The sequence below is a fragment of the Paraburkholderia sp. EG286A genome, from assembly GCF_040965375.1.
Classification (GTDB): domain Bacteria; phylum Pseudomonadota; class Gammaproteobacteria; order Burkholderiales; family Burkholderiaceae; genus Paraburkholderia.
In genome coordinates this window covers 1-14,190 of the sequence record NZ_JBFRCB010000024.1, presented here as the reverse complement: position 1 = coordinate 14,190, position 14,190 = coordinate 1, and the positions used below count along the sequence as shown (strand labels likewise).

The following is a 14,190-nucleotide window of genomic DNA, read 5'->3' as shown; positions in this document are numbered from 1 at the left end:
CACCAGGGATCTCGACAAAAAGCTCATGCGGTACATACTTCAATACAATAAGCAAGCACTCCCATTGAAATGGAAGTACTCCGATCCATCGCGGCGAATCCGGTGCAATTCATCTGGTTCAACGGACTAGGAGAACTGCGTGTAGCGGTCGTCTGCCGGTCTGCAAACTCGGCCGGTTACTTCCAGCGTCAACGGCACGCCTTTGCGACGCAGTTCCTAACGGATGGGACCGTGGTGGGGCTGGGCGTAGGCTCGACTGGCCCTCCTCGATGCAAACGGGCTGACCGGTATTTTTTTGAACGCAGCCGTCCCGCCACCGTCTTGAGATCGTCGGCGGCGCCATAGGGATGGATAGCGATCGCTGCCGATCGCTGCCGATCGACCGGGCGTCGCTGGTAACCTGCGCAGAGCGGGCCCGGTCGCCGCTGATCTTTTTGCTGAGATCAAGAAATCAACCCGCGCGCAGCAGCTGGATAAGGTCGTCCAGTGTCTGCAATTCCTCGAGATGCATCATTATCTCGACGATCTGCGAGCCCCGATTTTCCAGCGATGTTCCACTCACGTTATTGAGGAATTTCTCGATAACGTTCGCATCTCTGAGGGGTCTCTGCCATTCACCGGGCGCCCAACCGACGCTCGCCGTATACGATGAACCGTTCTTCATCAATGCGGTCACCGTCGACATGCATTGTTCGTCTTCGCTCCAGAACGCTTGCTCGGCCGTTGGGTCGATGCCTACGTCCATCTTCATCATGGATCGAGCGATCGCCGGGTCGTTGAAGATATCCGGCGCATACCACCCGCGCCCAGGCTCGATGGCGTGCAGTGCCATCGCCGATACGTATTCCACGGAGAACTGGGCATCAAGTGCGGATTTCGGCGCCTTATCGGAAAACCACTCCACGATTCTCGCGAAGCACCGAATTTCAAGCTTCTCGACTTCATCCGGAACGATCCCGTTCGCCTGCGTGATCCGGGACACCGCATCGATCGTCGTGTGAAGGAACGCGCAGCTCGGAAACTTCTTCAGCATGACCTTTCTGGTTCGCCACTCTTCGCCCAAGGCCGACGAAAACTGAGCCGGATCGAATTGGTCCGAGCCGATAATGCGTGCAAAGCCGCGTTCAGCATCGCTCAACATCGCGAAGGGCCCGACAATGTCTTGACGCGCGCAAAGCGCGGCATCGACGCCGCCCAGTGCCATCTGGCCATAGTTGGCTTTCAACGCATGCGCCGGCCGGCCATATTGAACGTACCAAAGCGGTATGTTGGTGTTCGCGGCGGCGTGGCCCAGCGCTGAGCGGAACTGTGCCTCCGTACCACCGGAAACGACCATGGCCGCAGCGCCGGCGGCCATACCGTGCCACGCGTGATAGACAGCAAATCGCCGATATGCTTCGGGGCTCGCGCGCGTCGCATCGTGAACGCGAAGGCCCGCCTCGTATCCGGCCACGATACCGGTGAGCAGTTGTCGGGGTGTCGCATTCAGTCGCTCGGCGACCGCCAGTGCGGCGGGAATGACGGTGGCGCTTGGGTGGCCACTTGCAGTGTCCTCGTAATCAAGCACGTCGGAAAGCCATCCGTTGATCTTCGCGGCGAGTGATGAGGGGAACTGCAACGCGGTGCCGGGTATACAGCAGCCCCCCCCTGCATTTCCTGGGTCGTAGGCGGCGAGAATATCCCTGCCCAATTCCGTTTCGACGCCTGCGACGATGCATCCAATCGTGTCGAGCGTGATCAGCTTGGCCATGTGAATGACGTCGGCCGGGATGTCCTCGTACGTCAACCCGGAAAGAAACTGCGCCAGGACGCCGGCGTCGTGGTGGCTCGGCTGACTGGGGAAAAGGATGTGCTCGACGCACGGCGAAGATTCGCTTTGATTGGCGTGATGGCCTGCCGGTTTCATGGCTTACCCTGGATGATAAAGGGGGGGCGTGGCAGCCCCCGGGGACGTTTCGGTCAGGTACTTCTTCGGCTACTTACTTGCAGAGATCGGTCGAAGTCAGGTTCTCGGGCGGAAGATCCGCCTCCGAGAAGCCGTATTGTTTGAGAATTTCGAGCATCTTGCCGCTCTCCCGCAACTTCTTGAGCTGGGCGTTGTACGCGTCGCGGAAGTCGGCGTCGGCCGGTCTGAAGGCGAGCGCCGGATAGCCGTAGAGCGCTTTCCCGTCGGCGCCGACCGGTTGTGTGAAGGGGAGCGCGCGCTCGAGCTTGTCGGACGCTTTGGCCCATACGCTGATCGTCGCGGCGGTCTCCACGACGGCGTCGGCACGGTGGCTAGTCAGCGCGGCAAGTTCGGCGTCCGTGTCGGTGAAGGCGCTGACCCGGTCTTTCGGGATGCCTGCATCGATGGCGTGCTGGTATTCGACACTGCCTCTGCCCGTGGCCAGCATCACCGATTTGTCTTTCGCAATGTCGGCATAACTATGCAGGTTTTTCGGATTGCCTTTCGGAACCAGAAGCGCGTCGCTCATCTGGATGTCGGGGTTCCCGAAAGCAACGAGCTTGCAGCGCTCCGGCTTGATATATAGACCGGCGGCAATAACGTCGAAGCGCTTGGATGTCAGGCCCGGAATCAACGCGCCGAAGTCCGCGACGACTGCATCGATCTTCGTAATGCCAAGCCCCGCAAATGCTGCCCTGAGGATATCGACGGTTTGCCCTTTGACGTTTCCGTTTGCGTCAACGTAGCCCCACGGAGGCTGATTGAAGATGCCTACCCTAATCGTTCCAGTTGCCTTCGCCTTACTCAGGACACCCTGCGCCTGAGTTGTCGATGCTCCCAGAAGGGCGGCAACCGCCACGAGCGTACCCAAAACCACATTCAGCCTCATCCCGATGCTCCTCCGTGTTGAAAGTGTGCTGCGTCATCATGTGTGTAAGCATAGCTGGTATATTAGGTATGTCAACGGGGGAAACCATGTACCAAGATATGGCTTCTGATACGGAACCGATTTGCGCGCGGTTACTGATCCGGATCGGACGTTTTGTCGTAGGAGAAAAGATCGATGCCTATGCTGGGCGATAGGCGGAAGGCTCGAATGGTTTGGGAGGCGCGGTATGCTTGTCGCGGCGCATGGGCACAGGCGGCTGCGCGATGGGCCATTATTGCGCTGCGCCCGCGCGCGTCGTCGCCGGGATTCCGTGCCGCGCAGGCTTTGCTTTTGGTGGCGATGCGCGCCCTTGTGTCGAGTCGCGCCAAGGCTAAAGGACGCTCATCGCCGAAGTTCAGATGCGATCGAGTTAGGCCGACGAGGAGATTGCTTGAATTTCAAGGAAAGTCCACGGTACACGCTAGCCTGTCAAACGGCGCCTGAAGGATGCCATAAACGATAATTTCGGGTTCGCTCGTCATCATCCGGTATAACCGCCGCAGCATGGGATAGCCATTGGGAACGCCGAATATTTCTTCCACTTCGGTAGTGGCGGGTGCCGCGTCGATGACCAGATGGGTCTGGGTGACGTCGATTGCGTGCCTGGCCAGCGCGTCAACGACGAAGCGCTCTCCAAACTCGTCCACGATGTCGTCGCCGATATCCGGAGAAAGATAGGTCGTGTCATACACGACAGGCGCATCGTCCATCCAGATCGTTTTTCGGACACAGAGCATCACGTGATCGGGCGGGGCGATCGTACTCATGGTCGGATCGGATATTTTCTCTCTCGTGACCGACACCGAACGTATGCTCGAATCGTCAAACGACGGCTGCATCGCGTCGAGCTGATACAACAGCCGCTTTTGTTGTTTGACGTATGTTCCTTTCCCGGGAATCGATACCAGGGTCCCTGCAGCCTGTAGGTCGCGTAGCGCGCGCTTTATCGTAATCGAACTGACACCGAATTCTCCGCTGAGCATGGCCGTCGACGGAATCGCGACGTCGGGAGAATAGGTGCCGGCTGCAATGCGTCGTCGGAGCTCTTCGCGTACTGTTTCATGCAGCGACTGTGAGGGTTGTAGTTGGGGCTTGATCAAGATGGCTCTCGTGCTCATGTCGATGCGGATCAACCGGACTATAGCTCGCCTGCGGTCCGCATGCCTAGTATCCCAAGCATCCGACGAACGCATACTGGTTCGATTGGCGGTCACAGGCTACCGTCCCACGGGGCGTCATAGCAGGGGCCCCGCGGCGATGCAGTTTCGACCGGACAGGACATTGACGTGCTTGAGTTATATAGTTATACTAGGTATGATAAGTAAGGCTAGCCAGCGACGGAAAAATTGTGCGATATCGAAGAGCGACCACTCCTGGGCATCATCCAGCTTGATTGCGATGATGCGACCTCAGACTCATCGGTTGACGTTACGGCGCGCGGCGCTGCTATGCCATTTTGGGTCGGCGATCCGTCGTTCTGGAAAATGCCGTTCCAGAATCGAGTCGCAGAGGGCGCAGACCCCGCCGCCAACAAGATTCCTACGCCTGAAGCTGTTCGGGGTATTGGAAAGGCGGCCGGTGGACTGGATGGCAAGTTTGGTTATTGCCCCATAAATTTCTCGCGGCACAAAGGAACTAACGATCACTTAACTAGACCACGAAACTTTTACGTGTGGAACGCAACTCGCTAAGGTTGTTCCAAAGCAGATCTACAGCGAGTCTTCCACAATTCGAGTTCTACGAGATATGGCGAAAGCACCGGCTGATCGATGGTTCAGCCGGTGCTAACTCTTTGAGAGAAGGGATTATCCTTAGCGCGAGGTTCATGCTCACTGAAATCTGCTGGTCCATCGATCCGAAGCTGCCACAGGGCTGCTTCCAATTGCATGTCCCGAAGTTCAGGACCTCCGGCGAGAACATGCTAGTCATCGGCGAATCCTGCGTCGGCAATAGCCGCCAGTCCAACGCACATCGCCACCGATTTCTCGAACTCGATCAGCGCAGCTATCGCACTCGAGGAGCGCACTCTCTGAGCGTACCAGCAGCATCCGCGAAAGCGAGCGATGGCTGTAGGGTCGCTTCGACTCGCTGGCGGAAATGTGATCGACCAGTTGATGCAAATGTAGGGAGGGGCCAGAAACTGCTCCTCGAACGAAAGCGCCCGGAAGATGCTCCGGGCGTTTCAGCGGGTCTCTTCATCGCCCCACAAGGTCACGATTTGCCGGACATCTCGCAAACGGGCAGCCGATCACTGAACTCGGGCGGTTCCTTGTAGCCATGTGAGGTGGCCAGCAAGACGACGCGAGCGTCGTGTCTGATTTGCCCATGATCGATCAATCGGCGCAAGCCCGTGAGCGCGGCAACGCTAGAGCGTTCGAGGTACAGCCCCTCACGGGCCAGCGCAAGCTGGTCGCCGATGATTTCGTCGTCGCGGACCGCGACGCCCAGGCCACCGGTCGACTCGAGGGCAAGCAAGGTCTGCCGGGTAACAGTGTTGCCGCCAATCGACTCCATCACCGTATCGCCGGAATAGTCGCTGCAGACCATCCCGTGCCCCTGTTGAGCGAGCCTGATGCGGGGGAACGGTTCGACAGCATGAACCCTGGGAATGGCGCGCACCAGGCCCGAGTCGTGCAGGTCCTGATAGCCCTTCGCAATACCCCACAGCACATCGCCGCGCGCGGTCGGAACGATGATGTCCGTGGGCGGATGCGTTGCGAACTGCAGATGGAGCTCGAATGCGATGGCGCGATAACCGTCGACTCCGAACGGATTGCTGCTGACGGGCGGCATGATCGAATTGGTCACCGGATACCACTCGCCCTGCCGCGCACGCTGAGCGATGAGGGCCCAGCGATCGTCCGAATCGTCGGTCGCGATGATTTGCGCGCCGTGCATTTCGATTGCTCTGCGCCAGTTCGGGCTGATGTCCGGCGTCGTCACGACCACGCATTCGATGCCGGCGCGGGCGGCATAGGCCGCCGTCGAAACCCCGGCGTTACCGCTCGATGCAACGGCGACGGTCGTTGCGCCGATATCGACCGCGCGCTGCATAACGATTGCACCCATCCTGTCCTTGTGGGAGCCGGTAGGGTTGCAGAATTCATTCTTCGTGTACAGCGCGTCGACGCCCAGCGCGGCCGCGAGCCGGGGCAGGCTCGATAAGGGCGTGTTGCCCTCTCCCAGTCCTGTCGTACCGCGATACGCCATCCAGTCCGTGATGTTTCCAGCATTCAATTCGGCCGGGAACGCGGTGTAATGCGGTGCGACGCTCGCCGGTGTGCCCGCGCTGAGACATGACGGACAACCTTCGAAATAGTCGTCCAGCGCGTGTACCAACCCACACTGGATGCATTTCATGCCGGAAATGTTGGGATTGAGTCGGCTCATCAGTTGGCTCCCGAGAGGTGTGACGCGGCGGCGTTTTCCAAAAGTCCGAACAGGCAATCGCCGCGGCTCGCCAATGCCGGATGCCGCTTGCAAACAATCAGCCCGGCGCGACGGAAGCGGATTTCGAAGGGCGGGTCATGCGGCCGGTCGATCGAGTGCAGGAGTCCGGCGAGCTGGCCTTCCTCGACTCGCTCGCCGAGCTGTGCCATGGGCTCGAACAGGCCGTCGTCATCGGCATACACGAACAGGTCCGTGCTCTCGCAACTCATCAATGTGACCGGCGCGGGTTCGGGCACGTCGCATGACGACAGGATTCCGAGATACTTGAGAAGCCTGAGCGTGCCGTGCTCGGCCAGCGTGCAGCCGTGGCCGTGAAGCGTGGTGCCTCCACCCAGCTCGGCCGTGATGACCGGCACGCCGACTTCGGCAGCTGCCGCGGGCAGCGTGGTATTGCCGCCGCCACCGGCACCGTCGGTAAATTCGGCAAGCGGCACGCCGAACACGCGCAGCAGTTCGTGCAGGCGCTCGTTTTCCGCGTCCGTCTTTGCGCCCCGGACGAGTGCGCACGGCATATAGTCGAGCGAGTGGCCGCCCGAGTGGAGATCAACGACCAGATCGGCCATCGGCAGGAGAACCTCGCAGACGTAGTGCGCGATCATTTCGGTGGCGGTACCGTGCGCACGACCGGGATATACGCGATTGAGGTTGCCTTCGTCGATGGGCGAAACACGTCGTCCTGCCTTGACCGCGGGAAAGTTCAGTGAGGGAAGGATGATGATGCGGCCGTGCAGATTGTCGGGGACCAGTTGCCTCGCGATGCGCGTGAGGCCGATCTGGCCTTCGTATTCGTCGCCGTGCGTGCCCGCGAGCAGGACCGCGGTTGGGCCGTCGCCATTTTTCACGCAGATGACCGGAATCGGAATCCAGCCATACGCGGACGTGTCGGTGGAAATCGGCAGTCGCAAGCAATCGACTTGCTTGCCGTTCATCTCATAGTCGATTGTCGACCAGATTCGTGTAGTGCCTGACATGTGAAACCTGTGGAAAGTCAAAAAATTATCGAATCACCGGCAGCGTTTCCGGCGACGTCGCGCACAGAAATTCGATGCCGGACTCGGTGACGAAGACCACTTCCTCGAACTGAAACACGGCGCCGTCGCGTTCGAGCTTCGGCTCGATGTGCAGGATCATGCCGGGCTCGATCAGCGTCGTGTCGGTTCCCGACAGCGACGGCGGCTCGGTCACGTCGAGGCCGCCGCCATGGCCGATGCGCGAGACTGCGGTGTACACGGAGCCCAGCGCGGCCTCGCGCCACAATTTGTCGAAGTGCCGGTACACGTCTGCGCACGTCAACCCGGGACGAATATGATTGGCAACCTCCAGCGTCAGCAATCTCACGGCCGTATACGTCTCCAGTTCCCAGCCCTTCGGGTCGCCGGCACGGGCAATCCGGTTGCGATCGGCCGGGTAGCCACCGTAGGTCGCGCGAAAATCGGTCCACACGTAGTGGCCGAGTTCAAGCTTTCGATCCTTAGCCGCGCGGCAATAGGCGAAATCGCCGCTGGAAAAGAGCATCGCGATCGGATCGGCGCTTTCGGCGCCATTCAGATAGATCTGGGCCTGCATCAGGTAGTAAAGTTCGTACTCCGTCATGCCGACATAGGCTTGCTTGATCGTATGATCAAATGCGGCGTTGACGATCTCGTATGCGGTCCGATTGAGATCGGCTTCGAATCTGGATTTGATCAGCCGGACTTTCCAGATCGGGTCCGCCGCGCTCTTGATTCGACCGTTCGCATCGATCGAATTGAGCGCGTCGATCAAACCCAACGAGCCGCGCCCGAACATGTCCTGACCGTAGTCCAGCGCGATATGGGCGGCACTTCCGGTTGTCTTGTTCCTTACCCAGTCCGAAACCGCGATCACCGCTTCGTCGAGAAAGCCTCTGTAGTAGACCGGCTCGAAAATCCGCTCCCTGAGCTGGACGGTCGTGGCTTCGCCGAGGCTGCCGAACAGCGCGAAATCCTGTGACGAAATGGCGGCAAAGACCGGCCGCGCCTTGTGATCCCAGGAAAGCTCCTGGTAGTCCGTGAAGTAATCGACGTTCTTCTTGTCCGTCAGAACAACGACGTCGATTCCAGCTTTTGCCATTTCCTGGCGGATGTTGGTCAAACGCTGGCGAAGTTCGCTTTGGGGTACCGGGGGAGCTGGCGCACGGAAGACGGCGGGAATGTTGAGTTGAACTGCGGTCATCTCTGGATCTCCATGTCGTGAGACGGAATGTCGATGGAACAGGCGAGGCGATCGAACGGGGCTTGAACAACGCCATAGATCGTCAAATTCGCGTCGGCAGTAATCATCTTGTATATGCGACGCAGCATCGGATATCCGTTCGGAACGCCAAATATCTCGGTAGCGCGATCGGAAGCGGGGAAGGCTTCAACGACGATCCGCGTCTTGAGGAGCGGGATGCCGCGTCGCTCGAGCGTGTCGACGATAAAGCTGCTGCCGAATTCGTCGACGATTTCGTCGTCGACGTTCGCCGAGAGGTAGCTGGCGTCATAGAGAAACGGCGCGCCATCCGAAGAGATGACTTTCCTGACGCAGAGCATTGCATGGCTGGGGGCGTCGAGCGCGGCCATGGACCGATCGGCGATCTTTTCGCGCGTCACCGAGATCAAGCTGATGTCGGCCCCGTGAAGGGATGACATGCGCATATCAAGCTGACGCAGGATGCGCTGCTGCTTCTTCACATAGGCGCCTTTGCCGCGAATCGTGACGAGCACGCCGGCCGCCTGCAGGTCACGCAACGCCCGCTTCACGGTGATCACGCTGACCTTGAATTCTTCGCTGAGCATGGCGGTGGACGGAATGGGCGTATCGACAGCGTAGGCGCCGTTCCTGACTCGCTTTAGGAGTTCATCGCGCACGGTCTCGTACAAGGGCAAAGGTGTCTCCAGTCTTGGTCTGTTTATCAGCGTCTCGGATCGGTCCGGCCGTTTCGCCACTCGGGAAAGTACGGGCGCGCCAGCGCGGAACGTTTCTTGACATGCTTGGTATGCCAAGTATACTCTACACATCAACAAAAGCAAAGGAGACAGTCATGAGGATGCAGGCGCGGAGCAAATGGCTTGCGTTTGTTCTTGCCGCGGCAGGCGTGGTGGCCGGCGCCGCCATTGCACATGCGCAGTCGGGCGGCGATGAGTCGATTCGCAGCGGCGAAATCACGGTGGGGATCCACAATCGGGCACCGTGGGGATATCGAAATGCCGATGGCAGTGTTGCCGGCGTCGGTCCCGACATGATTCGGGCGGTTCTCCGGCAGGCGGGTGTGAAGAAGATCAACTTCGTTGTCGTGGATTTCGACGCGCTGATCCCGAGCCTGCTTTCCAGGCGTATTGACGCCGTCGCTTCCGGCCTGGCGATTACACCGCCGCGCTGCAAGCAAGTGATTTTCAGCAATCCTGATCTGGCGATCGGCGATGCCATTCTGGTAAAGAAAGGGAATCCCCTCAACATCCACAGCTTTGCGGACGTGGTGAAGAATCCGGCGATCCGGCTTGGCGGTGGCCGCGGAAGCTCGGCGGTCGAGCATGCCATGGCCGCCGGAATCCCGAAGGACCGAATTCTTTTGCTCAAGGATGTCGAGTCTTCCGTCGGCGCGCTGATGGCCGGCCGCATCGACGCCGATACCGAATCGGCAGCCACCGTGATCAGCACGCTCAAGGATCCGAATATCGGCGACCGGCTCGAACGCGCAACGCCATTTACCGGTTTGGTGAAGAATGGGCAGCGGGTGGCCAATTACGCGGCGATCGCGTTCCGGCCCGAGGATTCGAAATTACGTGGCCTGTACAACGATGGGCTTGCCAGGATGAAGGCCGATGGCTCGATCAGGAAGGTCTTTGAAAAATATGGTTTCGGTGAAGCCGAGATGGTGCCCGCCGACGTAACTGCAAAACAGTTATGCGGTGCGGATTATCGATGACCAGGCTATGTCAATCAGAGGAGCGTTCGCATGAGTTTTCTTGACGTCATGATCGGAATATACAAGGGGTTCGGCGTAACTGCGGCCGTGACCGCGCTTGGGCTCCTGTATGCGGTTCCGTTCGCGCTGTTCGCAGGAATCTCGCAGAATTTCGCGACCGGCACTTCGCGCAAGATCATTACTTTCATCATCGAGCTATGGAGAAGCTCGCCCGTTATCGTGCTGCTATACGCGTTCTACTACACGCTCCCGGCTTTTGGCGTCTACCTTTCGGGAATAACGGTAGGGGCACTCGTGCTTGGATTGAACGCGGGTGCATACAGCAGCCAGTCGGTTCGTGCCGCATTGCAGTCGCTGCCGCGCGGGCAATGCGAGGCGGGGCTTGCCCTTGGGTTGAACCGTTTCCAGGTGCTTTGCTTCATTGAGTTGCCGCAGGCGATCCGGGCCATGATACCGACGTTCATCAACGATCTTATCCAGTTGATAAAGGGAACCGCGCTGGTGTCCCTCATCACGTTGACGGACATGACGTTTCGCGCTAAGCAGATCTCTGAGCTGAGCTACAACCCGCTGCTTATCTACTCGAGTCTTTTGTTTTCCTATTTGATTCTCTGTTATCCGGTGACTATCTTCGGGCGCTATCTGGAGACGTCGCACGGGAGCCGGCGAGGGCGGTCATGAACTTCGATTTCGATTTTGCGTTGCGGATCGTGCCGCAGGTACTGGAAGGTATCGGAAACACTATCCTGGTTGCGATCCTCAGTTTTGCAGGGGCGTTGACGCTCGGCTTTGTGTGGGAAATGCTGCGGCGTTCTCATCGCGTCATGCGTCCCATCGTTCAGTTCATCATCGATGCAATCAGGTCGACGCCGGCGCTCGTTCAGATCTATTTTCTGTTTTTCGTCCTTCCTTCCTATGGAATCGTTTTGCCTGCGCTGTTCATCGGTGTATTCGGTCTGAGCTTTTACTATTCCGGATATATGTCGGAAGTGTTCAAGGCCGGCATCGATGCGGTTCCAGTCGGGCAGAGTGAGGGCGCGAAGAGCCTCGGGCTCAACTGGTGGGATACCACTTCCTACGTCGTCGCGCCGCAGATGCTGCGAAACGTGGCCGCGCCTGTGGGGGCTTATGCGATCTCGATTCTGAAGTCCACGCCATACCTGGCCGTAATTGCCGTTCCCGAGATGCTCGGCAGCGCGATGGACGTAGCGTCAGAAACCTATCGTTACGCGGAGCCCATGCTCGTTGCCGGCGTGCTGTTTCTGGCCTTGGCGCTGATCGCAGTTGTGTTGGTCGGAAGAGTGGAGCGCTACTTTGGGGTGGGCACACCGAATCGATGATTCAGCAGCAATCGAATAAAACGTTTGAAGAGTTGGAGGAAGACATGGCATTCCAAATGAGGCGATCCAGCGAGCCGGCTGTAACGCACGCGCGGGCGTCCGAATCAATCGCAGTATCGATCGAGGGTGTATCGAAGTGGTATGGCACCTTCCAGGTGCTGCACGACGTCAGCTTGAGCGTGGCGTTCGGTGAGCGCATCGTCGTGTGCGGCCCATCAGGGTCCGGAAAGTCGACGCTGATCCGTTGCATCAATCAACTCGAGACGCACCAGGAGGGCCGGATCGTTGTGGACGGTATCGAGATGCACGCGAAGATGAAAGGGTTGTCGCGCGTGCGCCGGGATGTCGGAATGGTATTCCAGCACTTCAACCTGTTCCCCCATTTGACCGTGGTCGACAACTGCACGCTGGCCTTGATCCGAACGGGCCGGGCATCGCGGGACGAAGCCGAAGCGATCGCGATGGAAAATCTCGAACGCGTGCGCATATCGAATCAGGCGAAGAAATATCCCGCGCAGCTGTCGGGAGGACAACAGCAACGCGTCGCAATTGCGCGTGCGTTGTGCATGAAGCCCCAGATTCTGCTGTTTGACGAGCCGACGTCGGCGCTCGATCCGGAGATGATCAAGGAGGTACTCGATGTGATGACCGGCCTCGCGCGTGACGGCATGACGATGATCTGCGTGACCCACGAGATGGGATTCGCTCGCGAAGTGGCTGATCGAGTCGTGTTCATGGACGGCGGGGAAATCATCGAATGCGCGCCGCCGGATGCATTCTTCCGCAATCCGACGCATATCAGGGCGAAGAAATTCCTGAGTCAGTTGTTGCACAAGTAATGCGAGGTTGCGGCCGATGTCAAGGGTAGGTGATTGCCGGCTGCACCAATACATCGTGACCAGACTCCGCATTGGGAGACACGTACTCGAGGTCAAAACAGCAGGAAAACTGGAGTGGATAGGTCGACGTCGCGCGGCTACGGTTTCAGTCGAGGCTTGCCGCCCGATGGGGATCGGTGCGGTATTGCGAGGTCTATGCGACTTGGCGAACGAATGAATGCGCCGGTCCGAAATAGGAAATACAGAGTCCAATTTTGTTCACGTCAATAACTATGTAGTCGAAATTAATTGTCGTAAATACCATGTTTGGAGACGATGATATGAAAGCGAAATTTCTGTTGGCGACTTTCTTGGCGGGCTTCGGAGTGTCTGCCTATGCGCAAAGCTCGGTGACGCTCTACGGTGTGATCGACGAAGGCTTTGATTTCACCAATAACGTGCGCGGCAGCAAGGTCTACGAGTTGCAGAGCGGCTACGTTCAAGGCAGCCGATGGGGTCTTAAGGGCGCAGAGGATCTCGGAGGCGGTCTGAAGGCAGTTTTCCAGCTCGAGAGCGGCTTCGATGTGAACAACGGAAAACTCGCGCAGGGCGGCTTGATGTTCGGGCGACAGGCCTACGTTGGCGTCACCAGTGACACATATGGCAAGGTCACACTGGGTCGCCAATATGACTCGCTGGTCGACTTTCTCGCGCAGACCACCGCAAACGGCAACTGGGCAGGCTACATGTTTTCCCACCCGTACGACAACGACAACACGGATAACACGTTTCGCGTAAACAATACCGTAAAGTACACCAGTCCGTCGCTCGCCGGCTTCCAGTTCGGCGGCACGTATAGCTTCAGCAACGACACAAATTTCGCCAACAACCGACAGTACAGCATGGGGGCGCAGTACACGAATGGCGCCTTGTTGATCGCGGCATCGTACCTGCAGGCCAACAATCCGTCTTCAACGGCCACTGGCGCGATTAACAACGGCGGCGACGAAAACTTCCTGGCGCAACGCCTGCGCGTCTTCGGCGCGGGGATCAACTATACGATCGGTTCAGCAACGCTGGGCTTCGCGTACACGAACAGCGATGTCACGCAACCGGTCAGCTCCGGCTATGTTGGCGCGATCACCCCGCCCGCCGGATCGACCGTGTCCTCGCTGCGCTTCCAGAACTTCGAAGTGAATGGCAAGTATCAGTTCACGCCGGCATTCTTCGTGGGTGCGATGTACACCTATACGCGTGCCGATTTTAACGCGACCACCGGTAAGCTGCATTCCAACTATCAGACGATCGGGTTGATGGCGGACTACAATCTGTCGAAGCGTACGGATCTTTATCTGCAGGGCGCCTATCAGCACGTCGGCGGCGACAAGACCCAAACGGTGCTTGACGTCGCCTATGTTCCGGGGGCGGCAGACGTTTCCTCGAACTCGAATCAATTCGTGGTTCGAGCAGCAATACGGCACAAGTTCTGAGTGCGCCGGGGGACCGGCAAGGAGTAGGTGGTGAAAGTCCACTGCGATGAAGGAGTAGCGAACCACATCGGCCCCGAGCCGTGCGCAGGTCACCGCGAGGTGGTCGGCGAAGCGTCGGCAGGGGAACGTGCGGGCCAGCCATTGAGCCGCGATAGTGTATATCCGGAACTGTCGCAATAAGTCGTTCTGCTATGCTGACGGGCCTTAATGCGTGACGTGATCGATGACCGAGAAGCTGGGTCCGGGTGTGGGAAAAGTACTCAAACGCTTGCATTACCCGCTGGACGTGAT

General features: G+C 58.7%; 12 protein-coding genes and 1 pseudogene. 6 read left to right on the top strand and 7 right to left on the bottom strand.

Going from position 1 to position 14,190, the window contains the following annotated elements:
- A pseudogene (locus tag AB4Y35_RS41990) lies at nt 1-130 on the top strand (IS630 family transposase); the annotation flags it as partial.
- A gap of 321 nt (nt 131-451) precedes the next feature.
- Here AB4Y35_RS41990 and AB4Y35_RS41985 read toward each other — a convergent pair.
- The 7 genes from AB4Y35_RS41985 to AB4Y35_RS41955 all read right to left on the bottom strand — a co-directional run bounded on the left by AB4Y35_RS41985 (nt 452) and on the right by AB4Y35_RS41955 (nt 9,205).
- Entirely contained in the window at nt 452-1,906 is a 1,455-nt protein-coding gene (locus AB4Y35_RS41985) for an MmgE/PrpD family protein (RefSeq protein ID WP_368692928.1), read from the bottom strand.
- Between the two features lie 73 nt (nt 1,907-1,979).
- A complete protein-coding gene (gene ehuB / locus AB4Y35_RS41980) occupies nt 1,980-2,834 on the bottom strand; it encodes an ectoine/hydroxyectoine ABC transporter substrate-binding protein EhuB (protein ID WP_368692927.1) in 855 nt (284 codons plus the stop codon).
- A gap of 437 nt (nt 2,835-3,271) precedes the next feature.
- Nucleotides 3,272-3,973, bottom strand: a complete 702-nt coding sequence (locus AB4Y35_RS41975) for a GntR family transcriptional regulator (protein WP_368692926.1) — start codon at nt 3,971-3,973, stop codon at nt 3,272-3,274.
- 1,111 nt (nt 3,974-5,084) lie between these two features.
- The gene (locus tag AB4Y35_RS41970; protein WP_368692925.1) at nt 5,085-6,263 is read right to left on the bottom strand and encodes a pyridoxal-phosphate dependent enzyme; all 1,179 of its coding nucleotides are present in this window, start codon (nt 6,261-6,263) and stop codon (nt 5,085-5,087) included.
- Nucleotides 6,263-7,252, bottom strand: coding sequence for a succinylglutamate desuccinylase/aspartoacylase family protein (locus AB4Y35_RS41965; RefSeq protein ID WP_368692924.1), 990 nt, complete (start codon nt 7,250-7,252; stop codon nt 6,263-6,265). The genes AB4Y35_RS41970 and AB4Y35_RS41965 overlap by 1 nt, the downstream gene beginning before the upstream one ends.
- A 67-nt stretch (nt 7,253-7,319) precedes the next feature.
- Nucleotides 7,320-8,516, bottom strand: coding sequence for a M24 family metallopeptidase (locus tag AB4Y35_RS41960; protein WP_368692923.1), 1,197 nt, complete (start codon nt 8,514-8,516; stop codon nt 7,320-7,322).
- A complete protein-coding gene (locus AB4Y35_RS41955) occupies nt 8,513-9,205 on the bottom strand; it encodes a GntR family transcriptional regulator (RefSeq protein WP_368692922.1) in 693 nt (230 codons plus the stop codon). The genes AB4Y35_RS41960 and AB4Y35_RS41955 overlap by 4 nt, the downstream gene beginning before the upstream one ends.
- 161 nt (nt 9,206-9,366) lie before the next feature.
- On the opposite strand from AB4Y35_RS41955, the gene ehuB (AB4Y35_RS41950) reads away from it, so the two are divergent.
- The 5 genes from ehuB (AB4Y35_RS41950) (at nt 9,367) to AB4Y35_RS41930 (ending at nt 13,899) form a co-directional block, all read left to right on the top strand.
- The gene (gene ehuB, locus AB4Y35_RS41950) at nt 9,367-10,251 is read left to right on the top strand and encodes an ectoine/hydroxyectoine ABC transporter substrate-binding protein EhuB (RefSeq protein WP_368692921.1); all 885 of its coding nucleotides are present in this window, start codon (nt 9,367-9,369) and stop codon (nt 10,249-10,251) included.
- 30 nt (nt 10,252-10,281) lie between these two features.
- Complete coding sequence (locus AB4Y35_RS41945; protein ID WP_368692920.1) at nt 10,282-10,932, top strand: amino acid ABC transporter permease; 651 nt, start codon at nt 10,282-10,284, stop codon at nt 10,930-10,932.
- Nucleotides 10,929-11,591 (top strand): amino acid ABC transporter permease, encoded by a 663-nt coding sequence (locus AB4Y35_RS41940; protein WP_368692919.1) that lies wholly within the window; start codon nt 10,929-10,931, stop codon nt 11,589-11,591. The genes AB4Y35_RS41945 and AB4Y35_RS41940 overlap by 4 nt, the downstream gene beginning before the upstream one ends.
- A 56-nt stretch (nt 11,592-11,647) precedes the next feature.
- Nucleotides 11,648-12,430, top strand: coding sequence for an amino acid ABC transporter ATP-binding protein (locus AB4Y35_RS41935; protein ID WP_368692929.1), 783 nt, complete (start codon nt 11,648-11,650; stop codon nt 12,428-12,430).
- Nucleotides 12,431-12,750: 320 nt separating this feature from the next.
- Nucleotides 12,751-13,899, top strand: a complete 1,149-nt coding sequence (locus AB4Y35_RS41930) for a porin (RefSeq protein ID WP_368692918.1) — start codon at nt 12,751-12,753, stop codon at nt 13,897-13,899.
- Nucleotides 13,900-14,190: the final 291 nt, after the last annotated feature.